The sequence below is a fragment of the Kutzneria buriramensis genome, assembly GCF_003387475.1.
GTDB classification, from domain to species: Bacteria; Actinomycetota; Actinomycetes; order Mycobacteriales; family Pseudonocardiaceae; genus Kutzneria; species Kutzneria buriramensis.
Genome location: NZ_QUNO01000004.1, coordinates 407,067 through 429,609 on the forward strand (window position 1 = coordinate 407,067; position 22,543 = coordinate 429,609).

A 22,543-nucleotide genomic window follows, 5' to 3' on the forward strand; every position below is an offset into this window, starting at 1 on the left:
CTCGATCCGTACCCGATTCCCGAGGAGGCAGCAATGGGCAAGGCCCCGATCACCAGCCCGCTGGAGGCCAAGGCGCGGGACGCGACCGGGCAGGTGCTCCAGGAGGCGCTGGTCGACCTGATCGACCTGTCCCTGGTGGCCAAGCAGGCGCACTGGAACGTGGTCGGACGCAACTTCCGCAGCGTGCACCTCCAGCTCGACGAGCTGGTCGCCGCCGCCCGCGAGTACACCGACCAGGTCGCCGAGCGCGCCTCGGCGATCGGCGTGTCCCCGGACGGGCGTGCCGGCACCGTGGCCAAGCACTCCGGCGTGCCGGAGTTCGCGGTCGGCTGGCGCAACGACGAGGACGTGATCAAGGCGGTCACCGCGACCGTCGGCGAGGTCGTGCAGCGCATGCGCGCGCGGATCAAGACCACCGACGACACCGACCTGGTGACGCAGGACCTGATCATCGAGCTGACCGCCAAGCTGGAAGAGGCCCACTGGATGTGGCAGGCCCAGCTGGCGTGAGGCGAGGGGTGGGGCCGCGCGGCCCCACCCGTCTCACATGCCCAGGGCCCGCCGGGTGAAGTCCACCTCGATGGCCGTCTGCTTGATCGTCTCGGCGACCACCAGTGAGCCGTGGCCCGCCTCGTACCGGTACACCTCGTACGGGGCCGTGCGCGCGGCCAGCCGGTCCAGGTAGTTGTCGATCTGCCGGATCGGGCAGCGCGGGTCGTTCTCGCCGGCCAGCACCAGCACCGGGGCCGTCACCTCGTCCACGTAGGTCAGCGGCGAGCACTCCCGGTACAGGTCCGGCAGCTCCTCCGGCGAGCCGCCGAACAGGGCGCGGTCGAAGGCCCGCAGCGGCTCCATCTCGTCCTCGTACGCCGCGACGTAGTCCGCGACCGGCACGCCGGCGACGCCGACCGCCCAGCGCTTGGGCTGCACGCCCAGCGCCAGCAGGGTCAGGTAGCCGCCCCAGGACGCGCCGTTGATCACGCACTTGCTTGGGTCGGCGAGCCCGGACTCGACCGCCCAGTCGTGCACCGCGGCGATGTCCTCCAGCTCCGTCAGACCCGGCCGGCCCTCGATCGCGTCGCGCCACTGCGAGCCGTAGCCCGTGGAGCCGCGGTAGTTCACCTGCACCACCGCGAAGCCGGCGTCCAGCCAGACCGCGCGGTAGGGCGAGAACCGGTCCTCGTCGTTCGCGTGCGGGCCGCCGTGGATGGCGAAAACCGTTGGCAGCGGGCCGTCTCCGGCGTTCGCCGGGCGGGAGATCAGCGCGTGCACGTCACCGACGAAGGCATCCTCCATCGGCTGTGAGGACGGCGCCTTGTCACCCGGCGGCGTCAGCAGCACGCGGTCGCCGTCGGCGCTCAGCGTGCGCACCACCGACGGGTGCTCCGCCGAGGACCAGGAGTACTCCACCGACCCGTCCGGCCGCGCGCCCGCGCCGCCGATCGTCCCCTTGGGAATGTCCAGAGTGGACAGCTCGTCGGCGGCGATGTCGTAGCGGTGCAACGTGGTCCGCGACCGGTAGCTGTGCACGATCAGCAGCGCGCTGCCGTCGGTGTACCAGTCGGCGGAGAGCTCCCCGGGCAGGTCGAGGTGGATCTCCGTCTCGGTGTCGGCCTCGACGTCCCAGATCAGCAGCTCTTCCTTGCCGCGGCGTTCGTGCAGCACCAGCAGGCGGGGGTCGCCGGCTACGGGGCAGAACGCGATGCCGTCCAGGCCCTTGCCCTTGCCGTCCCACTTCTCCGCCACCACCACGCCGTCGGCCACGTTCAGCACGCGCAGTGCAGGGTGCCGGCTGTCGCCGTGTTCCGAGTGCGAGATCGCCAGCAGGCGTTCGTCGTGGGACAGGCTCGCCACGCCGCCGTCGTTCTCGTTGACGTAGATCACCTCCGGCTGGCCGCCCCGGGTCACCCAGATCGTCGTCCCGTCATCGGTCGACGCCCCCACCGCCACCGTGCCGTCCCCGACCTGGAGGCCCGCCGGGTACCCGTCGTGCACCCCCGGCAGCGCCGGCTGCTTCTCGCCGCCGGCGTAGGGCTCCACCACCCAGCTGCCGAACTCGTCGCCATCGGTGTCGTTGAACCACCAGATCTGCTCGCCGTTCGGGCTCAGCGTCGAGTGCAGGGTCCCGTTCGGCCGGTCCGTGACCTGCCGGTGCGTGTCCGTGGCGCGGTCCCAGGCGTACACCTCCCACACCCCGCTGGCGTTGGAGACGTACAGGGAGCGGTCCGGCGCGTTCAACGCCCAGTCCGGCAGCGACACCCGTCGCGCCGTGAACCGCGCGCGCCAGCGCTGTTCAGCCTCGGGGTCCTCGAACAGCCGATCCGGCACGGGGGCAACGGGATGATTGGTCACCCCCCGATCCTGTCACGACCGGCGGCGTTCTTCACGAGGGTGCGGACCGCCCCTGGTGGCGGCCAGGGTCGATCCGCCGCATCAATGAAAACGTTCTCAAACCGCCGTGTCAACTACCTTGCCGCCATGCAGCCGCAGGTCTCCATCTGGGTCCCCCTGGCCGTGGGTCTCATCGGTCTTCTCGGCGTCCTGGCCACGCAACTGATCACCACCCGCCGCGACCTCTCTCGCGAGGCCGCCGCCATCCGCCGTGCCGATCACATCTTCTGGCGCGACAAACGCCTCGACGCCGCCCTGACCCTTCTCGTCACCATGAACGCCTGGCGCGAGATCGTCGTCGACACCTGGCACAACCCGCCCGACGACGCCACCTACGCCGAACTCCACGCCGCCGTCACCACCATGAGCGACACCCTTGCCACTCTGAAACTCATAGGCACCAACGAAATCCGCCAGGCCGCCACCCAAGCAGTGGACGACCTCCTCACCACCGCCGCCACCGTCCGCACCTCCCCCGCCACCGCCGACCTAGCCGCCGCCTCCCGCCACCTCAGCGCCACCATCAACATCCTCCGCGACCACCTCCGACACTCCCTCTCGATTCCCTGACCGCTCTGGCAAGGCGAAGGAGTGGAGAGCAGGAAAGGTGTAGGGGACGGAGCGCCTCCTGCCTTGCCCTTGTCCGAGGGATTTACCACTCAGCAGTCTGTGATCTCGTCCGTAGAGCTGTCGTGGGTAGGAGTTGGTAGGTCCCCTGATACGACGGCTCGCGTCGTGCGCTCGGCGTCGCCCGTTCGGCAGATCGGCGGAGTCTGAGGGTCCCTCGCGGCCGTAATCTGGGACCTACGCCTGGAACGTCCAGGTCAGGGGCGTCCAGGTCGAGGGCTTGAGGTGCGGCATGTCGATGAGCACGGGCCAGAACCTGACAGCGTCGTTGGAGCATGTCACGGCCTCCTACCTCGATCCAACAGGTCAGGCCCGTCCGACCGCAGCGGCGGCGATCACCCCGACACCCGGCCAGTTGGCTGGTTACATCGATCTCAGCCTGAACGAACCCCAACTGGTCCGGAGCCTGCACGAAGCGACCACTGATCTGCACGAACGCCCCGGGCTCGCGGCGGTCCTGCCGACACTGCTCGAGGATGCGCTGTCCCTGACGGGCGCCGAGGCCGGGAACATCCAGCTGCTGGACCCTCGGGACGGCTCGCTGATACTGGTCACCCAACTCGGGTTCGGCCCCGAGTTCCTCGACCACTTCGCGGTCGTCAACGACGGCGGTTCCGTCTGTGGACGGGCCGCCTCCTCGTGTGCCCAGGTGGTCGTGCCCGACGTTCGGGAAGACCTGGCCTGTGCCCCGCATCAACGAGTGTTCCGCGCTGCCGGTGTTCGTGCCGTCCAGTCCACTCCCCTGGTGGACCGCGCCGGCCGGATGATCGGCATGATCTCCACCCACCGGCCGCATCCCGCCGAGCCAGGTGAACGGGACCTGCGGTTCATCGAGCTCTACGGCCACCTCGCCGGTGAGGTCATCGCCCGCCAGCTGGGCATTGCGTCTCCGGTGGCATCGAACGGCACCACGCCGAGGTCGGTCTCGCGTGAGGCGGCCCTGGCACAGCTGCTCGACGATGCGGTCAACGGGATCCTCGACGCCGGACTGAGCTTCGCCGCGGCCCTGTCGCTAAGCAGCGACGACCTCCTCGTCCAGCAGTTGCGGGCCGGTATCGCCACGCTGGACGACACCATCCGCGCAATTCAACTGAGCATGTACGAACTCGGCAGGCCCTGAGCCAGGCACGAGTTGGCTCGCAATCGATTCTCTCTGCGTGCCTGTGGGGCCGGGAATGGAGAAACGATTGTTCCTCACAAAGTCGGATGATCTTGAGTCATGCCCGCGCCCGCACCACGCTGGGGCTGGTCTCCGTCTTGGCCGCAGGCCTCGGAGTGGACGGCAACCTGACTGTCTTGCAGGCGTGAGGCGGCCCGGTGGAAGCCATCGCATCGGCTGTCGCCGGACGGACCTTCGCGGTCGAAGGAGCGTAGTCACTCAGACACAAATCAGGGGCTGCCCGCTATACAGCGAGCAGCCCCTGACCTGGTCGGGGTGACAGGATTTGAACCTGCGACCTCTTCGTCCCGAACGAAGCGCGCTACCAAACTGCGCCACACCCCGGTTGATCGAACGAGGGGAAGTCTAGCTGATGTCCGCGCCAGCTCCGAATCGGGTCCGGTTTCCGCGGCCGGACCCGTCTTGACCTGCGACGTTGCTGCGGGGCACGAGGGTGAGCAGGCTGGCTTCGGGCGGGCAGGCGAAGCGGACGGGCGCATAAGGCGAGGTCCCGAGGCCTGCGGACACGTTGAGCCAGGTGTGGGCGCCCCAGCGGGAGACGCCACGGGCGCGGGTGCGATCCAGCTCACAGTTCGTGACGAGCGCCCCGTAGCCGGGCACGCGGAGCTGGCCGCCGTGGGTGTGGCCGGCCATGACGAGGTCGTAGCCGTCGGCGGCGAACAGGTCGAGGACCCGGGGCTCGGGTGAGTGAGTGACGCCGAGCCGGAGCGCGGCGGAGGGGTCGGGCTGGCCGGCGATGTCCTCGTAGCGGTCGCGCTTGAGGTGCGGGTCGTCGACGCCGGCGGCGACGATGGTCTGCTCGGCGACGCTGAAGGTCTGCCGGCTGTGGGTGAGGTCGATCCAGCCGTGTTCGACGAACGCGGCGCGCAGGTCGCGCCAGGGCAGCGGGATGCCGTGGATGCGCTTCTTGCGGGCCTTGGGCAGCAGGTAGCGCACCGGGTTCTTGGGCTTGGGCGCGTAGTAGTCGTTGCTGCCGAACACGAACACGCCGGGCAGGTCGAGCAGCGGGCCGAGGGCCCGCACGACGGCGGGCACGGCGTGCCGGTGGGCCAGGTTGTCGCCGGTGTTGACGACGAGGTCGGGTGCGAGGGTGGCGAGGTCGGCGACCCAGCGCTGCTTGGACCGCTGCCCCGGCATCATGTGCAGGTCGGAGATGTGCAGCACCCGCAGCGGCGCCGCGCCTTCGGCGAGCACCGGCACGGTGGCTTCGCGCAGGGTCCACCGTGTCCGCTCGATGGCGGCGGCGTAGCCGACGGTGGCTGCTCCCAGGGCGGCGGTGCCCACGACTATCCGACCGAACGTCTTCACGCCTCCAGGGTACGGCCGTTTACTCGATCGGGGTTGTGGTGCCCGCCGGAGTAGCGTTTGCGCCCATGGCGGAGTTGAAGGCGAAGCTGCGGACCGATCTGACCGCGGCGATGAAGGCCAGGGAGACGACGGTGGTCGGCACCCTGCGGATGGCGTTGGCGGCGGTGACCAACGAGGAGGTCGCCGGCAAGGTCGCGCGTGAGCTGTCCGACGACGAGGTCCTCAAGGTGCTCACCCGCGAGGTGAAGAAGCGCAACGAGGCGGCGGAGGCGTTCGCCGGCGCGGGCCGCAAGGAGCAGGCGGACGCGGAGCTGGCCGAGGCCGAGGTGCTGAAGTCGTACCTGCCGGCGCAGCTGTCCGATGAGGAGCTCGCCGAGATCGTGGCGCAGGCCGTCGCCGAGGTCGCCGCGCAGTCGGGCGAGCAGCCGGGGCAGAAGCAGATGGGGCAGGTCATGAAGGCCGCCAATGCGAAGGTCGCCGGCCGCGCCGAGGGCGGCCGGGTCGCCGCCGCCGTGAAGGCGAAGCTGCTGGGCTGAGGCGCCGATGGGCCGGGAGTCGTCCGCTCCCGGTCCTGTGGGTCGCCCCGGAACCTTGTTGGATTCCTCGGTTTCCGGCGTTCGCCCACGTGCGAAGGGACGCTGGTGGCGGTGTCGATGTCGGAGCCGGCGGTGTACCGCTGTTCCCTGCGCAACGGGCGCGTGTCGTACCTGGTGTCCGTGATGGGACTGCTCACCGCCGGCGTCCTCGCCGCCGGCCTGCTCGGCGGCGGGGTGGCCGGCCGGGGCGTCGGTCAGCTCCTGGCCTGGCTGGCCGTGGTCGTGCTCGTGGTCGGGCCGACCATCGCCTACCTGCGCCGCACCAGGATCGTCATCGACGCAGAACAGGTCCGGGTACACACCCTGGTCGGCGTGGCCGGCTCCGCGCGGCGGGCGGCCGTCGCCAAGGTCATCGTTCCGCGGTCCGGTATCGGCTTTTTCGTCGATGCCGACGGAAAAGTGCTGGTTCCCTTCCGGGACGCCTACACCCGGGAGCAGCTGGCCGCGATGGCTGGCGTGCTCGGGGTCGACCTGGTGACGACAGGCAAGTCGAAGTGACCATTACGGCGAGCGCACGTGGTCGCTGTACGGCCGTCAGCGGAAACGGCCGCTGTCCGGGGTGGCGTACCTGATCGCGGCGCTGTCGTTCGGCGTCATCGTGCGGCGCCTGCGAATGACGAGGGGCCGGGAGCGATCGCTCCCGGCCCCTCGTCAGGTCAGCCGCCCGGTGTGTTCGACGTTGACGTCGGTGGCGGTGAGGTCGCGCCCGGGGCCTGGGGCACGAAGCCGGTGCTCACGTAGAGCGTGACGGTCTGGCTGTGCGGGGCCGAGCCGATCGGGGTCTCGCCGACGACGGTGCCCTTGGGGGCGGTGGAGTTGAAGTCGGCGGTCTGCACGCCGGGGTAGCCGGCGGACTTGAGCGCATTGGTGGCGTCGCCGACGTTCTGGCCGACAACGTACGGGATGGCGGGCCCATGGTTGTTCTTGTCCATGTACGCCGGGTCGGCGTTGGGCAGCGGCAGCGTCGGCGTGCCGGCGAGGATCTGGTTGAAGGCGTTGAAGAACGTCGGCGCGGCCACGGTGCCACCGAACGCGCCGTTGGCGCCGGCGCAGTTCGGGCTGCTGTGGACGGGCAGCGTGCCGCAGATGGGCTCCGGCGTGGAGCCGTCGGCGTAGACCATGGATGAGGCCGCGAAGTTGGGCAGGATGCCGAGGAATCCGACCGACCGGCTGGTCTCGGTGGTGCCGGTCTTGCCGGCCATCGGTCGGGTCCAGTGCGCATTCTTCGCGGCCTGCACCGAGGTGCCGCTGATGGTGTCGTCCTTGAGGCCGTTGACGATCGTGTCGGCGACGGCCTTGTTGACCACCTGCTCACAGGCCGGGGCGTTGATCTGGACCGGCTTGCCGGTGTGGTCGGTCACCCCGGCGATCGGGTTGGGCGGGCACCACACGCCGCCGCTGGCCAGGGTCGCGCCGACGTTGGCCAGCTCCAGCGGGCTCAGCGGGGTCACGCCGAGGGTGAACGACACATTGTTCAGCATCGACTGGCTCTGCGGCTTGGTCGTCAGCTCGTTCGCGCCGTTCGGGTCCGGCGCCCCGCCGGCCTGGTTGGTCTTCATTGTGTTGCGCATGCCCAGCCGCGACGCCATGTCCAGCACCGCCGGCATGCCCGCGCCGAGCTCGACGTTGGTGAACGAGGTGTTCGGCGAGATAGCTAGCGCCTCGTGCAGGGTGATCGGATCCGGGTTGGTCGCGTCGTCGTTGGCGACCGTGTGGCACTTCGTGTCGGGGTACCGGACCGGTGGGAAGAAGCAGAACGTCTTCGGATTGGGGATGCCGGTGTTGAGGCCGACCTGGCCCTTCTCCATGGCCGCCGCGGTGGTGAAGATCTTGTAGATGGAGCCGGCGCCGAAGTTGTCGCTGACGTCGGCGGGCAGGTTGGTCAGGGTCTGTCCCTGGGCCGAGTCCACGCCCAGGTCCCGGTTGGCCACCATGGCCACGATGTCGTGCGACTGGGTGCCCGGCTTGACGATCACGAACGTGTTCGCGATGCCGCTGGCCGTCTTGCCCACGTTCGTCTCGGCCGCCTGCTTGGCGATCTTGGAGATGCCCGGGTCCAGGTTGGTCTTGATCACGTAGCCACCGGTCTGCAACTGGTCCCCGGTGAAGCCGGCGTCGTGCAGGTAGCCGAGCACGTAGTCGCAGTAGAAGCCGTCCTCCGGGGCCACGCCCACGCAGCCGGAGCCGGGCAGCTGCGGCTCGGGGCCGACGCCCAGGTCGGTCTTCTTGGCGGCGGCGCCGGTGTCCTGGGTGATCTTGCCGGTCGACACCAGGGCGTCGATCACCTGGTCGCGGCGGTTCTTGGCGGCCTGCGGGTGCTGCCACGGGTCGAAGCTGACCGGGTTGTTGACCACGCCGGCCAGCAGCGCGGACTGCTGGAGGTTGAGCTTGTCGGGGGTGGTGTTGAAGAACACCTGCGCGGCGGTGCCGACGCCGTCCACCCGGCCGAGGAAGGTGACCAGGTTGAGGTATCGGGTCAGGATCTCGTCCTTGGACAGCTTCTTCTCCAGCTGGAGCGCGACCCGCGCCTCCTTGAGCTTGCGGGCGACGGTCTGCGCCTGCGCCTGCTCCTGGGCGGCCTTGTCGTCGCGCCCGGCGACCAGCACCTGGTAGTTCTTCACGTACTGCTGCGTGATGGTGGACGCGCCCTGCGACACGCTGCCGTTGACCTGGTTGGTCAGCATCGCGCGGAAGGTGCCCTGCCAGTCCACACCGTCGTGCTGGTAGAACCGCCGGTCCTCGATGGCGACGATCGCCGCCTTCATGAAGGGCGAGATCTGGTCGGACGGCGTGTTGACGCGGTACTGCTGGTACAGGTACGCGATCGGCTTGCCGTCCTTGTCCTCGACGACGGACATGAGCGGCGGGTCGGTGGTGACCAGGTCCGCCGACGTGGCGTCGACGGTGTCGCTCGCGCGGTTGGAGACCACGCCTAGCGCCCCGACCGTGGGGAAGAGCAGGCCCGCGACCAGAACACCGGCCAAAAGGCACAAACCGACCAACTTCACAAGACCGTTGCCGACACGCACGACAGCCACAGTACGCGTCATCACGTGGTGCTCCGGTGTGAGCGCTCACCGCTACGTTCATTCACCACTTCGGGTGGGTGAAGCTCACATTCGGGTAACCCGGTGTTGGCATGGGAACCGGATGGCTCTACAGTCCGTCAACGTCTCATGACAACGCCGGAGGACAGTCCGCACCCGCGGTCAGCCTACGGCACCCGGTACCGGGGGGTATCGGTTTTTGGACGAGACGTAGGGGAGCGGGGGTCATGCAGTTCGTTCAGGGGGATTGGCGTGTCAACGCCATGTGTCGTGACGAAGATCCGGAACAGCTGTTCGTTCGAGGCGCTGAGCAGCGCAAAGCCAAGGTCATCTGCCTGAGCTGCCCGGTGCGGACCGAGTGCCTGTCCGAGGCGCTCGACAATCGCATCGAGTTCGGTGTGTGGGGCGGAATGACCGAGCGTGAGCGCAGGGCTCTGCTCCGTCGTCGACCGGATGTCGACTCGTGGTTCGAGTTGCTGGAGTCCGCACGGCGCGAGCATGCCGATCTCGGCGAGTACAAGGTCAGTTGATCGACGCCCTTTGTTGAGGGCTCAAAAAACAATCCAAGATCGACACCAATTTTGCCGGGGGCGGCAATCCCGCCGCCCCCGGTGAAACGAAGCTGTCGTTTCACTCACCGGCCAGCCGGCGGCCGATTTCCCGCAGGCCGGCCAGATCGTGCACGTCCTCGGCCAGCGCCGGCACCCCGGTGACGGCCACCGACGGGTGCGCCTTGGTGAACCGGGCCAGCAGCCGCTGCTCCCGGGTCGCCACGGCCACCCGGTCGGCGTGCACGCGCAGCACGGCGGCGGCCAGCGGCGCGTCGCCGGCTCGGTCCAGCTCGTCGGCGGCGGCCAGCGCCCGGCCGACCGGCAGCTTCGCCAGCACCGGATGGGTGCGGTTGAGCACCAGCCCGGCCAACGGCATCGACTCGGCGGCCAGCCGCTCCACGAAGTAGGACGCCTCGCGGAGCGCGTCCGGCTCCGGCGCGGCCACCACCAGGAACGCGGTGCCCGGGGACCGCAGCAGCTGGTAGGTCTTCTGCGCCCGCTCCCGGAAGCCGCCGAACATGCTGTCGAAGGCCTGCACGAAGGCGGACGCGTCGGCCAGCAGCTGCCCGCCGATGATCGTCGAGATGGCCTTGGTGAACAGCCCGAACCCGGCGCCGACGATCTTCAGCAGGCCCCGGCCGCCGGCCCGCGCCGGCGCCGACAGCAGCCGGATGATCCGCCCGTCCAGCACGGTGGACAGCCGCTGCGGGGCGTCCAGGAAGTCCAGCGCGGACCGGCTGGGCGGGGTGTCCACCACGATCAGGTCCCACGACCCGTCCGCCGCCAGCTGCCCCAGCTTCTCCATGGCCATGTACTCCTGCGTGCCGGAGAACGAGGAGGAGATGGTCTGGTAGAAGGGATTGCCCAGGATCTGCTCGGCCCGCTCCGGGCCCGCGTGCGCCAGCACCATGTCGTCGAACGTGCGGCGCATGTCCAGCATCATCGCGTGCAGCCGGTCCTCGGTGTCGAAGCCCTCGACCTGCACCCTCCGTGGGGTGTTGTCCAGTTCCCGCAGGCCCAGCGACTGCGCCAGCCGGCGGGCCGGGTCGATCGTCAGCACGACGGTGCGCCGCCCGCGCTCGGCCGCCCGCGCGGCCAGCGCCGCCGCGGTGGTGGTCTTGCCCACGCCGCCGGAGCCGCAGCAGACGATCACCTTCGTCGCCGGGTCGTCCAGCAACTTGTCGACATGAAGCTTTGCCGCCATCAGCGGACCCCCTGGTCGACCAGCACCTCGGCCAGCTCGTAGAGCGCGCCGACGTCGACCCCGTCGACCAGTTCGGGCAGCTCCACCGCCGGCAGGTCGGCCTCGGCCAGCAGCTCACGGGCACGCGTCTCGGCCCGCAGCCGCACCGCGTGCTCGACGGTCTCCTCGACCAGGCCCTGGACCTCGTCGTCGGCCAGTTTCAGGCCGGCGGCGGCCAGTCCGGCGCGGACCCGGGCGGCGTCCACCCGGCCGTCGGCCGCGGCCGGCACCGAGCGGTCGGCCAGCCGCGCCGGCCGCACCCGGTTCACGAACACCGCGCCTGGCCGCAGGTCGGCGCCGTCCAGCTCGACGACCGCGTCCAGAGTCTCGCGGACCGGCATCTCCTCCAGCAGCGTCACCAGGTGCACGGCCGTGTCGCCGGAGTGCATCAGCCGCACCACGCCCTCGCTCTGGCCCTTGATCGGACCGACCTTGGCGACGTCCTGCACGGCCTTGGTGACGTCGAGGAACTTCACCACCCGGCCGGTCGGCGGCGCGTCCAGCACCACGTGGTCGTACATGTGCCGGCCGGTCGCCTCGGTGCGGCCCACGCACTCCTTGACCTTGCCGGTCTGCAACACGTCCCGCAGGCCGGGCGCGAGCGTGGTGACGAACTCGATCGCGCCCATCCGGCGCAGCGTCCGCCCGGCGAAGCCCAGGTTGTAGAACATGGCCAGGTACTCCATGAACGCCGCGTCGGCGTCCACCGCGAGCGCGCGGATCTCGCCGCCGCCGGGTGCGGAGGCGATGCGCTCCTCGGAGTACGGCAACGGCGGCCGGTCGAACAGCTGGGCGATGCCCTGCCGCTCCTCGACCTCGACGAGCAGCACGCGTCGGCCACCGGTGGCCAGCGCGATGGCCAGCGCCGCGGACACGGTGGTCTTGCCGGTGCCGCCCTTGCCGGTGACCACGTGCAACCTGGCTCGGCTGAGCTCCTCGGTCCAGCCGACGATGGGAGTGGTCACGGCATCCAGCCTAGGCGTCGCCATCGGACGTCGCTTTCGGTTGTGACGGGTTACCCGATGTGATGCATCAGGACGAGGATCATGTACTGGGCGGCGACGATGCCCCAGACCACGGTGCTGGGCAGCACGGTGCCGATGAGCAGGCACAACGCCAGGAAGAACAGGGACGCCCAGGCGGCGACCCGCCAGATGTCGCCGGCGGTGCTGTCCCGGCGGTCGCGGACCTTGCCGGTCATCAGCAGGATCATCACCACGCCGGCGAACGCGCACAGGCAGGTCGCGATGATCCGCCACGTCTCCACGTGATCGAAAATAGCGTGCCGGATAGGCTGCCGGCATGACTAAGTGGGAGTACGCCACCGTCCCGCTGCTGATCCACGCGACCAAGCAGATCCTGGACCAGTGGGGCCAGGACGGCTGGGAGCTCGTGACGGTGCTGCCCAACCCGAGCGGCGAGCAGCACGTCGCCTATCTCAAGCGGGAGAAGGCATGAGCTGGCAGGCCAGGCTGAAGGAGCTGGGCATCGAGCTGCCCGCGGTGGCCGCTCCGGTCGCCGCCTACGTGCCGGCGGTCCGCTCCGGCTCGCACGTCTACACCTCCGGCCAGCTGCCGTTCGTGGCGGGCGCGCTGCCCGCGACGGGCAAGGTCGGCGGGGAGATCGGGCCGGACGAGGCCAAGGGCTACGCCCGAACGTGCGCGCTGAACGCGCTGGCCGCGGTGGACGCGTTGGTCGGCCTGGACTCGATCACCCGGGTGGTCAAGGTGGTCGGCTTCGTCGCCTCCGCCGAGGGCTTCACCGGCCAGCCGGCCGTGGTCAACGGTGCCTCCGAGTTGCTGGGCGAGGTCTTCGGCGACGCCGGCGTGCACGCCCGTTCCGCCGTTGGGGTGGCCGAGCTGCCACTCGGTGCACCCGTCGAGGTGGAGTTGATCGTCGAAATCGGCTAATTCTGTCGCCCGTTCGGGTGGCGCTAAGGTGGCGTCTCCTGGTCTGCTAGACCGCGATGGTCACCTGCGCCACTGGAAGGGGCGGTGGGCGTGCCGGACAACGCCGAGCTGAACGCGCATGAGCTGCTGCTGAGACTGGCCGGACGGCTGTCCGACGCCCAGTTGTGGCGGTTTCGGGACTGGCTGGCCAGCGGGGCGCTGCCGGTGCTGGGCCGGGCACTGCCCCGGGCGCTGCTGCACGACCGGATCGGCCTGACCGCCGACGAGCACGGGCTGCTGCGGGAGATCGGCGCCGATCCCTCGCTGACCAGCTCCGTGCTCGGCATCGGCGCGGTGCCGGAGCCGGCCTTCACCTTCACCGGCGAGGCCGCCGACCAGGCCGCCAGCGGCGACCCGGTGGGCGTGGTGCTCGGCGCGACGCTGCGCGGCCGCGAGGGCCTCGGCGAGGTGCGCTGCGCGTGGCGGCACGCGCCCGGCGACTCCACGCACCGTGTCGTGCTGGTGTCGGCGGTCGACGACCACCACCGGCTGGCCGGCGAACTCCAGCGCATGCTGCGGGCGCTCGGCGAGCACGAGCCGTGCGTCGAGGTGCTGGCGCCCGACTTCGAGCTGCCGCCGTACCACCGCGCCGCGCTCGACGTGTCCGAACTGCTGTGCTTCGGCGCTGCCGATCTCGCCCACGCCTGAAAGGAGACCCGTCGTGTCGGACGTCGCGACTGGGGACGGACTGCCCGATCGGCTGCACGACATCCTGCTGCGGATGGCCGGGCGGGTCGACGACGACGCGCTGACCTCGGCGCGTGAGCTGGTCGCGATCGCCGAGTCGGACCGCGCCGTCGAGCTGCTGGTCGGCTGCCTGATCGCCGGCGGCGTGCCGGTGACCCCGGCCGAGAACGGCCAGCTGCGGGCGCTGCTGGACCAGTCCCGGTCCGAGCCGGCGCTGGCCGACCGGCTCAAGGTCCGCGACACCTGGTACGCCCCGCCGCACCGGTTCAGCTACGAGCCGGACGCCGGCGCGGGTGTCGGCGCGGCGCTGGCCCCGGTGGTCGACTTCCTGATCGGCGTGCGGTCGGTGGCGGCGGTGTGGCGCGTGACGCCGGCCGGCGCGACGCCGGGCGCGGTGCCGCAGCGGGTGGTGCTGGTCGAGATCGGCCCGGACGGGTTCGCGCCGGCGACTGCGTACCGCATCGCCCAGGCGCTCGAGACGGCCGGCATCCGGGCCGTGGTCGAGGTGCTGAAGTCCGGTGCGGACCGCAGCGACTACCACAAGCTGGCCGCGCAGGACGCGAAGCCGATCAACTTATCGGGCCAGCACGCGGCCGCGCCGGCCCCGTCGGGCGGTGGCCGTCGGGCCAAGGGCGCGTCGGTGGTGCCGATCAAGCCGGTCGCGCACGCCGAGGCGAAGCCGGAAGTGGTCGCGCAGGCCGCGCCGGTGGAGCCGGTCGCGGAGGAGAAGTCCGTGCCGCAGCCGCCGGTGCTGGAGCCCTCGGCCGACCCGTCGGCGCTCGGGCTGGTCGACTACAAGCCGATCGCCGAGGACAAGCTCAGCGACGTGGAGCGCGACCTGCTCCGTCAGCTGCACGAGGAACTCGCCCAGCGCGAGCAGTAAAGCCGGAAGGGGCGCTCACCACGGTGAGCGCCCCTTTTTTCATGCCAGCTTCCGGCGGACCTGGTCGAGGATGAGTTGCAGGTGCAGGCCGCGCCGCGCGTCGCAGGCGTGGGTCCGCACGTCGCTGTGCGCCATGGCGACGAAGTCGTTGAGCATCAGGGCGTAGGCCTGCTGCGCCGAGGTCTGGCGGCCGCCGAGCGCGCGGTAGCCGTGCGCGCCGTACACCGCGACGTCGACCACCGTGGGTCGGGTCGCCAGCCGCATCGACAGCGTGACGGTGCTGGTCACGCCGTTCTCGTGGCCCAGGATCAGGTGCCAGAGGTCGTTGTCGGCGTGGTGCGCGGCGAGGACCTCGGTGATCGGGCCCAGCGCCGCGTCGAGCAGGTCGAAGGCGTGCGGGCCGACGTCGGCCAGTGCACCGTCGTCGTGCCGCCACTGCGAACCCGAGTACGCGCCGCCCAGCAGCGCGCCGGACAGCCACTGCGCGCTGCCGCCGGCCCAGCCGCCGAGCTTGTCCAGCTCGGCCAGCCAGTCGACGACCTCGGGCGAGAACCGCAGCGTCAGCATCACCATCGAGGCCAGGTTGTTGTCCGCGATGGTGTCGACGATGCGACGCGCGTCCTCGACGGTCTCGGCCAGCGGTTTCTCCAGCAGCAGGTGCTTGCCGGCCCGCGCCGCCCGAAGGGCGAGGTCCGCCTGCACGGCGGGTGGCACCGCCACCGCCACCACGTCGACCTCGTCGATGAGCGTGTCCACGTCGTCGGCGACCTCGGCCCCGTAGCGACCGGCCAACTCGGCGGCGGCGTCCCTGCGGCGGGCCCACACCGTGGTCAGGCGGGTGCCGGGGTGGTCGGCCAGGCCGGGTGCGTGCACCGTGCTGGCCCAGGGCCCGGCGCCGATCAGTCCCACGCGCAGTTGTTCCTCCACGTGACGATTCTCCACAAGGCGGGACGGCCGATCGCCCTTAGGCTCGGGGACGTGCCACGACTGCCCGAGGAACTGACGCTGCCCGAAGAGATGGTGCCGGCGATCCCGCCGAACCCGCCCGTGACGCCCAAGGACGCCGCGACCGTCGCCCTGGTCCGCGAGGGCGGCGCCGGCCTGGAGGTGTTCCTGCTCCGTCGGGTCGCCGGCATGGCCTTCGCCGGCGGCATGACCGTGTTCCCCGGCGGCGGCGTGGACCGCCGCGACGCGGACACGTCGGTCGCGTGGGTCGGCCCCGAGCCGGCTTGGTGGGGCCGCAAGTTCGGCTGCGACCCGCACCTGGCCCGGGCCCTGGTCTGCGCGGCCGTGCGCGAGACGTTCGAGGAGTCGGGCGTGCTGCTCGCCGGCAAGGACGACACCTCGGTCGTCGCCGACGCCGCGAAGTACTCGGAGGCCCGGCACGCGCTGGTCAACCGCGAGGTGTCGCTGGCCCAGTTCCTCAGCGAGGCCAACCTGGTGCTGCGGGCCGACCTGCTGCGGCCGTGGGCGAACTGGGTGACGCCGACCGAGGAGCCCCGGCGCTACGACACCCGGTTCTTCCTGGCCGTGCTGCCCGAGGGCCAGCACGCCGACGGGCAGACCAGCGAGGCCGACCACGCCGGCTGGCAGCGCCCGCAGGACGCGATCGACGACTGGAAGGCCGGCCGGGTCGGCCTGCTGCCGCCGACCTGGATGACCCTGGCCGAGCTGCGCGAGGCCGGCACCGTGGCCGCCGCGATGACGGCCGAGCGGGCCACCGACAAGATCATCCCGAAGGTGATCCGGCGCGGCGGCACGCTGCACGCCGTGCTGCCCGGCGACCCCGAGTACGGCACCGCGCCGCTGGCCATCCAGCCCGGCCCCGACGACGAGGTGGCGGGCCGATGAGCGGCAGCCCCGCCGTCGGCGAACGCGCCGAGCATCCCGCCTACGGCGTCCTGCGCTCCGTGACGCCCACCGCCGCCGTGCTGCTGGCCGACAACCCGTCCGAGATGACCCTCGACGGCACCAACACCTGGGTGCTGCGCGCCCCCGGCTCCGAGACGTGCGTCGTCGTCGACCCCGGGCCCGACGACGAGCGGCACCTCGGCCTCGTCGCCGCGCACGGCCCGGTGAGCACCGTGCTGCTCACCCACGGCCACCCCGACCACTCCGCCGGCGCCCGGCGCTTCGCCGAGCTGGTCAAGGCCCCGGTGCTCGCGCTCGACCCCGCGATGCGGCTGGGCTCCGAGGGCCTGTCCGACGGCGACGTGCTGGCCGAGGCCGGCCTGGAGATCCGCGTGCTCGCCACCCCCGGCCACACTGCGGACTCCCTGTGCTTCTGGCTCGAACACGACGCCCCGCCGGCCGTGCTGACGGGCGACACGGTGCTCGGCCGTGGCACCACGGTCACCGACGACCTCGGGCCGTACCTCGAGTCGCTGCGCCGGCTCGCCGAGCTGCCGGACGGCACCGCCCTGCTGCCCGGCCACGGCCCCGACCTGCCCGATGCCGGCACCACCGCCCGCGCCTACCTCGCACACCGCGAACTGCGTCTGAACCAGGTTCGCGGCGCCCTCGCGCAGCTCGGTCCGGATGCGACTGCGCGCCAGGTGGTCGAGCTCGTCTACGCCGACGTGGACCGGTCGCTGTGGCCCGCCGCCGAATGGTCCGTACGGACCCAGCTGGCGTACTTGCGTTCGTTGACCTGAGGCATCACCCGCCCTGCGGCAGGATCGGCACCACCAGGTACTGGAGCCGTCTCCCCCCAGAATTGGACGCAGTGTCGGTGATCATGGTGCCGCGGCGGCCCGGCTGGATCGCCAGCGTGACCTGCCTGTGGGCGAACGCCTTGAGCGCATCGGACAGGTAGCGCAGCTGGTAGGCCGGCCGCGGCCGGCCGCCGGTGATCTCGGCCTTGACCAGCTCCTCGGCCTCGCCGACCTGCTGGCCGCCGCAGTGCACCCGGATCTCGCCGTCGCCGAGGTCGAGCTGCACGATGGCGTGGCCCTCGCTGAACAGGCCGACCCGGCGGACGGCCCCGGCCAGCGCGTCGGCGTCGACGGTGACGCTGGCGTCCACTGTGGACGGCAGCAGCTTGCGCTCGTCGGGCAGCGTCGAGGCCAGCAGCGAGGTGACGATCGCCGAGTCGTCCCACACCAGACCGGCCCGGTCGCCGTCGACGTGCAGGGCGACCCGCTCGGCCGACGCCGCCTGCTTCGCGGCCTCCACGAGCAGCGCCGCCGGCACCATAGCGTCCACTTCGGACTCCCCGGCCCACGGCAGCGTCGCGATCGCCAGCCGGTACCGGTCCGTCGCGACCATCGACAATGGACCGCCGGGGCCGCCACGAAGCCGCACACCGGTCAGCATCGGCAGCGCATCGTCACGGGAGGCCACCGATGCGACGACCGACAACAGGCCGGCGAACTCGGGGCCGTCGACCTCGCCGACCCGCGCCGGCGGCTCGGCGACTCCCGGGTGCAGGTCGGCCTCCAGCAGCGGCAGCGCGAACCGGCCGCCAGGCACCCGAACCGCCAGCCGCGCACCCTCCACGACCAGCCGAACCTGCGGGGCCTCCAACGCGCGCAGCGTCTCCGCGAGCGGCTTGGCCGGCACGAGGACCTGACCGTCCTCGTGCACCGTCGCCGCACACCGCAGCCGCACGCCACGCTCCCGATCGGTGCCGCGGACCAGCACCCCGTCCCGATCCGCGGTGATCAGAACGCCGGCCAGCACCGGGTCGTACATCTTGGTCGGCAGCAGCCGGACCAGGTCGGCGACGGTGCTCGCCAACTGGGCGGTCGTGGCGGTGAGGTCCATGTCCCGCAAGCTACGCGCCACCCCTGACAAAACCGGGTTCCCGTCAACGAGCAACAGCGTTCATCTCGCGGTGGTGTTCGAGTCACGTTCCGACGCCTAGCGTCGCCAGGCATGAGCATCAACCGGAGGGCGCTGCTCATCGCGGGTGGCGCGTTGGCAGCGGGCCAGATGTTGCCGGGCATCGCGTTCGCCGACGGCACGGACGGCAGCGCGCAGACGATCACCGTCACGGGTCGGTTCGAGCCGGGCGCTCCCGACTGGTACTACCTCCCCGTCGAGGTCCCACGCGGGGTCGCCGAGCTGACCGTCGTCTACAGCTACGACCACCCACAGGTGCCGTCCGGGCAGCTCGGCAATGCCCTGGACTTCGGCGTCTTCGGGCCGGCCGGCCACGAGTTGGGCAACCACCACGGCTTCCGCGGCTGGTCCGGCGGTGCCCGCGATCGGTTCACGCTCAGCGCCTCCGACGCGACCCCCGGCTACCTGCCCGGGCCGATCGACCCCGGCACCTGGCACGTGGTCCTCGGCCCGTACACCGTCGCCGAGCAGGGCCTGAACTATCGCGTCGACATCACGCTGACGTTCGGGCCGGCCGGCAAGCCGTTCGAGGTGAAGCCGGCCCCGTCGTTCGCGCCGGCCCGCCGCCGCGGCCGCGACTGGTACCGCGGCGACGGCCACCTCCACACGATCTACTCCGACGGCAAGCGCACGCCCGACGACCTGGTCGCGGCGGCGCGCGCGGCCGGCCTGGACTTCATCATCTCCACGGAGCACAACACGCCCAGCGCCTCGCTCCAGTGGGGCCGGCACGCCACCGAGGACCTGCTGATCCTCAACGGCGAGGAGGTCACCACCCGCTCCGGGCACTGGCCGGCGTGGAACCTGCCGGTCGGCCGCTGGATCGACTGGCGCTACCGCGACACCGAGCCCAACGAGTTCCGCCGCTTCGTCGACGAGGTGCACTCGGTGGGCGGCTTAGTCGTGGCGGCCCACCCGTACGCGCCGTGCATCGGCTGCTCGTTCGAGTTCCGCTATGACCTGGTCGACGCCATCGAGGTGTGGAACGGGCCGTGGACCGAGGACGACGAGAAGACGCTCCAGGCATGGGACGCGATGCTGCGGGAGGGCCGCTGGATCCCGGCGGTCGGCGACAGCGACGCGCACTCGGAGCCGCAGGTGGTGGGCCTGCCGCACAACGTCGTGCTGGCCGAGGACCTGTTCGGGCCGTTCCTGTTCGCGGGGCTCAAGGCCGGCCACAACTGGATCGCCGAATCGGTCCAGGTCCAGCTGTCCCTCACCGTGACGGACGGCCGGCGCAGCGCCGGCATCGGGGAGACGCTGCGCACGGGCCGTCCGGTGACCGTCCACGTCGAGGTGGACGGGGCGCCGGGCACTCAGACCAGGGTCATCGACCAGACCGGGGTCGTGCACACCGGCGAGGGGTCGGTCGATTTCGCGACCGGCCCCGCCGACTCCGACTGGATCCGGGTCGAGGTGCGGCGGGGCGAGCAGATGGTCGCGCTGACTAACCCAGTCTTTCTTCGACGCTGACCAGCGCCGCGGTCGTCAGGGTCGACTGCTTGACGGTGCCGCGGAACGCCCAGACCAGCGCGGCGATCACCAGGCCGGCGCCGGCGGCCGCGAGGAACGACCAGCTGGTGCCGAAGCTCTGCACGAGCTGGCCGCTGGTGGACTGGCCGATGGCCAGGCCCAGCGTCACCGAGGTGATCACCCAGCCGAACGCTTCCGTGGTGGTGCCGGCCGGCGCGACCAGCTCGATCGCCGCCGAGTGCGCGGTCGACTGCGGCGTGATCAGGATGCCCACCGCCAGCAGCGCCAGGCCCAGTCCGAACAGCGTGGACGGCAGCAGCAGGAGCAGCAGGAGCAGCGAGAACCCGGCCAGCAGCACCGGCAGCCGGTGGTGCATGGCCCGCGGCCACGGCCGAACCCCGTACAGCACGCCGAACGCCACCGAGCTGATCGACCACAGGCTCAGCATCAGGCCGCCGGCCGACGGCGCGCCCGCCTCGGTGGCGAACGCCGGCACCGCGACCTCGACGAAGCCGATGGTCACGCCGAAGCCCAGCGCGGCCAGCGCCACCGTCCGCATGCCGGGGCTGGCCAGCGCGCCGAGCAGGCTCGACGGCCGCAGCTCGTCGCGCTCGGGCCGCCAGGCGCGGACGGTCGGCGTCAGGGCGAACGCCAGGCCGCCGGCGACCATGCAGACCGTGCCCACGACCAGGCCCGTGCCGGCCCACGGCAGCGCAGTCATCAGGCCGGCCAGGCCCGGGCCCAGGATGAAGAAGACCTCCATGCTGATGGCCTCGTAGGCGTAGGCGGCCTGGCGCACCGGGCCGGGCGGCACCAGCCGCACCCACAGCGACCGGGACGCCGAGCCGACGGTCATCTCGGTCAGGCCGATGCCGAACGCCAGCGCCACCAGGATCCACTCGGCCTGGTGGGTCTCGACCGCCCACACCTCGGCGCCGACGAACAGCAGCGTCAGGGAGGCCGTCGCGCACAGCGGACGGGTCGGTCCCAGCCGGTCCATGATCCGCCCCTGGACCACCGAGCCGACCGAGACGCCGATCAGCGCCGCGGCCGAGGTGAGGCCGGCGATCGCGAACGAGTCGGTGGCGCGCTGCACGTAGAGCAGCAGCGCCAGGCCGATCATCGCGACCGGCAGCCGGGCCAGCGCGGAGGCGAGCACCGGCAGCTTGGCGCCGGGCGTGGTCAGGGCCGTGCGGTAGTCGGAGAGGGACGCGGAGTGGGACATGCGTACAAGTATGCCAGATACTGGTACGACCGTGCCAGAGTGGCGATGGAGGTCACGATGTAGTCACGGCGTTGCGATGACTGGGTGAACGCCGGCAACGTAAAGACCCAATTCGGAGTCCTTGAGAGTGAATCCGGTTGTTCGTGGCAGGCAGTTTCGTGTCACAGTGACCAGGCACAACCTCCTCTGGCGTCGGGTTCGGGGCCTGACATCGGAGGGGACGGGGTGCGCGGCCCGTCGGGGGATGGCCCGCGCAACACGAAAGGCCGGTACGTGGCGTCGGGGGCCACTACCGGCCTTTCGTCGTGGGCGGGCAGTGCGGTCATTCCGGGTGATCTTCGGCCGGGCGAAGTGTGGCCGATAGTTGACGCATGGTTGCCTGGTTGGGCAGCAGAACGGCCCCCGTCCCGAGTGGGACAGGGGCCGTTCGCGGTCTTGCGTGCGCTACCGAGCGCGGCGGGCGAGGCGCTCCGGGTCGAGGATGAGCACGCTCTTGCCCTCCAGGCGGAGCCAGCCGCGGTGCGCGAAGTCGGCCAGGGCCTTGTTCACGGTCTCGCGGGAGGCGCCGACGTACTGGGCGATCTCCTCCTGTGTGAGGTCGTGAGTGACCCTCAGCAGGCCCGCCTCCTGGCTGCCGAACTGCCGGGCGAACTGGAGCAGCGCCTTGGCCACGCGGCCGGGCACGTCCGTGAAGATCAGGTCGGCCAGCATGTTGTTCGTCCGGCGCAGCCTACGGGCCAGCACCCGCAGCAGCTGCTCGGCGATCTCGGGCCGCTTGCTGATCCATTCCCGCAGCTCGGGGCGGCCCATGGTGAGCGCCCGGACCTCGGTCACGGTGGTCGCGGTCGACGTGCGCGGCCCGGGGTCGAAGATCGACAGCTCGCCGAACATGTCCGACGGGCCCATGATGTTGAGCAGGTTCTCCCGACCGTCCGGCGACTTGCGGCCGATCTTCACCTTGCCGCTGTGGATGATGTACAGGCGGTCGCCCGGCTCACCCTCCGCGAAGATCACGTGCCCACGCGGGAAGTCGATCGCCTCCAGCGTGATGAGCAACGCCTCAGCCGCCGCGGGGTCCACACCCTGGAAGATGCCCGCGCGGGCCAGGGTCTCGTCCACCTCGTCCCTCCTTCGAGACGCGGCGGCCGGTGCCGCCGATCACTAGCGTGCCAGTCTAGGACCCGTTGCCCCTGGTCCGCCGGGGACGCAGCCTCGCGGCGCGTCCGCCCAGCCTACGCAGACGGAACAGCTCCAGCGCCCGGCCGATGCCGTGTCCGTAGAGCGCCCGGACCTCGTCCGGCCGGGCCTGCTCCAGGAATTCCTCGACCTCGTTCTCCTGCACGGCCACATGGCGCAGGCGAGCTTCCACGCGCTCCATGAAGAGCGCGAAGAACATGATCAGAAGTGGTACGACGAGCACCAACCAGGCAGTCATGATGACCTCATCCTCTCCCATGCCCGTCCGGACGCGCGCATCGGGGGGTCACCCCGGCGTGTCGGCGATGTCGGTGGGGGTCCGTACGCTGGGTGAGTGCCACCG

The 22,543-nt window shown here is 71.0% G+C and carries 24 protein-coding genes and 1 tRNA gene; 13 read left to right on the forward strand and 12 right to left on the reverse strand.

Going from position 1 to position 22,543, the window contains the following annotated elements:
* The first annotated feature begins 33 nt into the window (after window positions 1-33).
* The gene (locus BCF44_RS13995) at window positions 34-510 is read left to right on the forward strand and encodes a Dps family protein (RefSeq protein WP_116174659.1); all 477 of its coding nucleotides are present in this window, start codon (window positions 34-36) and stop codon (window positions 508-510) included.
* 33 nt (window positions 511-543) lie between these two features.
* Here BCF44_RS13995 and BCF44_RS14000 read toward each other — a convergent pair whose 3' ends face one another.
* Entirely contained in the window at window positions 544-2,352 is a 1,809-nt protein-coding gene (locus BCF44_RS14000) for a S9 family peptidase (RefSeq protein ID WP_116174660.1), read from the reverse strand.
* Between the two features lie 126 nt (window positions 2,353-2,478).
* Here BCF44_RS14000 and BCF44_RS14005 point away from each other — a divergent pair, with 126 nt between their 5' ends.
* Together BCF44_RS14005 and BCF44_RS14010 are read left to right on the forward strand one after the other, a co-directional pair.
* Window positions 2,479-2,961 carry a hypothetical protein gene (locus tag BCF44_RS14005; protein WP_147328490.1) on the forward strand — a complete coding sequence of 161 codons (483 nt, stop codon included), beginning with the start codon at window positions 2,479-2,481 and terminating at the stop codon, window positions 2,959-2,961.
* Window positions 2,962-3,250: 289 nt separating this feature from the next.
* Window positions 3,251-4,138, forward strand: a complete 888-nt coding sequence (locus tag BCF44_RS14010) for a GAF domain-containing protein (protein WP_116174662.1) — start codon at window positions 3,251-3,253, stop codon at window positions 4,136-4,138.
* 307 nt (window positions 4,139-4,445) lie between these two features.
* Here BCF44_RS14010 and BCF44_RS14015 read toward each other — a convergent pair.
* Window positions 4,446-4,522, reverse strand: a tRNA-Pro gene (locus BCF44_RS14015).
* A 21-nt stretch (window positions 4,523-4,543) separates the two neighbouring features.
* Window positions 4,544-5,506 (reverse strand): metallophosphoesterase, encoded by a 963-nt coding sequence (locus BCF44_RS14020; protein ID WP_116174663.1) that lies wholly within the window; start codon window positions 5,504-5,506, stop codon window positions 4,544-4,546.
* 65 nt (window positions 5,507-5,571) lie between these two features.
* Here BCF44_RS14020 and BCF44_RS14025 point away from each other — a divergent pair, with 65 nt between their 5' ends.
* Window positions 5,572-6,042, forward strand: a complete 471-nt coding sequence (locus tag BCF44_RS14025; RefSeq protein ID WP_116174664.1) for a GatB/YqeY domain-containing protein — start codon at window positions 5,572-5,574, stop codon at window positions 6,040-6,042.
* Between the two features lie 111 nt (window positions 6,043-6,153).
* Window positions 6,154-6,600 carry a hypothetical protein gene (locus BCF44_RS14030; protein WP_147328491.1) on the forward strand — a complete coding sequence of 149 codons (447 nt, stop codon included), beginning with the start codon at window positions 6,154-6,156 and terminating at the stop codon, window positions 6,598-6,600.
* 158 nt (window positions 6,601-6,758) lie between these two features.
* Here BCF44_RS14030 and BCF44_RS14035 read toward each other — a convergent pair whose 3' ends face one another.
* On the reverse strand, window positions 6,759-9,131 hold the full coding sequence (locus BCF44_RS14035; protein ID WP_246015017.1) for a transglycosylase domain-containing protein: 2,373 nt from the start codon (window positions 9,129-9,131) through the stop codon (window positions 6,759-6,761).
* A gap of 245 nt (window positions 9,132-9,376) precedes the next feature.
* Between BCF44_RS14035 and BCF44_RS14040 the strand changes: the two genes are divergently transcribed.
* On the forward strand, window positions 9,377-9,679 hold the full coding sequence (locus BCF44_RS14040) for a WhiB family transcriptional regulator (RefSeq protein ID WP_116174667.1): 303 nt from the start codon (window positions 9,377-9,379) through the stop codon (window positions 9,677-9,679).
* 100 nt (window positions 9,680-9,779) lie between these two features.
* On the opposite strand, the gene bagB is transcribed toward BCF44_RS14040, so the two are convergent.
* The 3 genes from bagB to BCF44_RS14055 are packed head-to-tail and all read right to left on the reverse strand — an operon-like array spanning window position 9,780 to window position 12,210.
* Window positions 9,780-10,904, reverse strand: a complete 1,125-nt coding sequence (gene bagB / locus BCF44_RS14045) for an ATPase BagB (protein WP_116174668.1) — start codon at window positions 10,902-10,904, stop codon at window positions 9,780-9,782.
* On the reverse strand, window positions 10,904-11,908 hold the full coding sequence (gene bagA / locus BCF44_RS14050; RefSeq protein WP_170217526.1) for an ATPase BagA: 1,005 nt from the start codon (window positions 11,906-11,908) through the stop codon (window positions 10,904-10,906). Before bagA ends, bagB begins: the two co-directional genes overlap by 1 nt.
* Window positions 11,909-11,958: 50 nt before the next feature.
* Entirely contained in the window at window positions 11,959-12,210 is a 252-nt protein-coding gene (locus BCF44_RS14055; protein ID WP_116174670.1) for a hypothetical protein, read from the reverse strand.
* A 35-nt stretch (window positions 12,211-12,245) separates the two neighbouring features.
* Here BCF44_RS14055 and sp36 point away from each other — a divergent pair, with 35 nt between their 5' ends.
* The 4 genes from sp36 to BCF44_RS14075 all read left to right on the forward strand — a co-directional run bounded on the left by sp36 (window position 12,246) and on the right by BCF44_RS14075 (window position 14,462).
* Window positions 12,246-12,401 (forward strand): Sp36 family protein, encoded by a 156-nt coding sequence (gene sp36, locus BCF44_RS14060; protein WP_116174671.1) that lies wholly within the window; start codon window positions 12,246-12,248, stop codon window positions 12,399-12,401.
* Window positions 12,398-12,853, forward strand: a complete 456-nt coding sequence (locus tag BCF44_RS14065; RefSeq protein WP_116174672.1) for a RidA family protein — start codon at window positions 12,398-12,400, stop codon at window positions 12,851-12,853. The genes sp36 and BCF44_RS14065 overlap by 4 nt, the downstream gene beginning before the upstream one ends.
* Before the next feature lie 90 nt (window positions 12,854-12,943).
* On the forward strand, window positions 12,944-13,540 hold the full coding sequence (locus tag BCF44_RS14070; protein WP_116174930.1) for a hypothetical protein: 597 nt from the start codon (window positions 12,944-12,946) through the stop codon (window positions 13,538-13,540).
* Between the two features lie 13 nt (window positions 13,541-13,553).
* A complete protein-coding gene (locus tag BCF44_RS14075) occupies window positions 13,554-14,462 on the forward strand; it encodes a hypothetical protein (RefSeq protein WP_116174673.1) in 909 nt (302 codons plus the stop codon).
* Window positions 14,463-14,501: 39 nt separating this feature from the next.
* Here BCF44_RS14075 and BCF44_RS14080 read toward each other — a convergent pair whose 3' ends face one another.
* Window positions 14,502-15,389 (reverse strand): Gfo/Idh/MocA family protein, encoded by an 888-nt coding sequence (locus BCF44_RS14080; protein ID WP_116174674.1) that lies wholly within the window; start codon window positions 15,387-15,389, stop codon window positions 14,502-14,504.
* 90 nt (window positions 15,390-15,479) lie between these two features.
* Between BCF44_RS14080 and BCF44_RS14085 the strand changes: the two genes are divergently transcribed.
* The gene (locus BCF44_RS14085) at window positions 15,480-16,313 is read left to right on the forward strand and encodes an NUDIX hydrolase (protein WP_246015087.1); all 834 of its coding nucleotides are present in this window, start codon (window positions 15,480-15,482) and stop codon (window positions 16,311-16,313) included.
* Window positions 16,310-17,116: an MBL fold metallo-hydrolase gene (locus tag BCF44_RS14090; protein ID WP_116174676.1), complete on the forward strand. Its 807-nt coding sequence runs from the start codon at window positions 16,310-16,312 to the stop codon at window positions 17,114-17,116. Before BCF44_RS14085 ends, BCF44_RS14090 begins: the two co-directional genes overlap by 4 nt.
* A gap of 4 nt (window positions 17,117-17,120) precedes the next feature.
* Here BCF44_RS14090 and dnaN read toward each other — a convergent pair whose 3' ends face one another.
* Complete coding sequence (gene dnaN / locus BCF44_RS14095; protein ID WP_116174931.1) at window positions 17,121-18,227, reverse strand: DNA polymerase III subunit beta; 1,107 nt, start codon at window positions 18,225-18,227, stop codon at window positions 17,121-17,123.
* 111 nt (window positions 18,228-18,338) lie between these two features.
* On the opposite strand from dnaN, the gene BCF44_RS14100 reads away from it, so the two are divergent.
* A complete protein-coding gene (locus tag BCF44_RS14100) occupies window positions 18,339-19,778 on the forward strand; it encodes a CehA/McbA family metallohydrolase (RefSeq protein WP_170217527.1) in 1,440 nt (479 codons plus the stop codon).
* Here the strand turns inward: BCF44_RS14100 and BCF44_RS14105 are convergent.
* From BCF44_RS14105 to BCF44_RS14115, 3 genes are all read right to left on the reverse strand, one after another.
* Window positions 19,753-21,003: an MFS transporter gene (locus tag BCF44_RS14105; protein WP_116174677.1), complete on the reverse strand. Its 1,251-nt coding sequence runs from the start codon at window positions 21,001-21,003 to the stop codon at window positions 19,753-19,755. The two genes, BCF44_RS14100 and BCF44_RS14105, sit on opposite strands and share 26 nt — an antisense overlap.
* A gap of 444 nt (window positions 21,004-21,447) precedes the next feature.
* Window positions 21,448-22,122: a Crp/Fnr family transcriptional regulator gene (locus BCF44_RS14110; RefSeq protein ID WP_116174678.1), complete on the reverse strand. Its 675-nt coding sequence runs from the start codon at window positions 22,120-22,122 to the stop codon at window positions 21,448-21,450.
* Window positions 22,123-22,177: 55 nt separating this feature from the next.
* Window positions 22,178-22,438, reverse strand: a complete 261-nt coding sequence (locus BCF44_RS14115) for a hypothetical protein (RefSeq protein ID WP_043730536.1) — start codon at window positions 22,436-22,438, stop codon at window positions 22,178-22,180.
* Window positions 22,439-22,543: the final 105 nt, after the last annotated feature.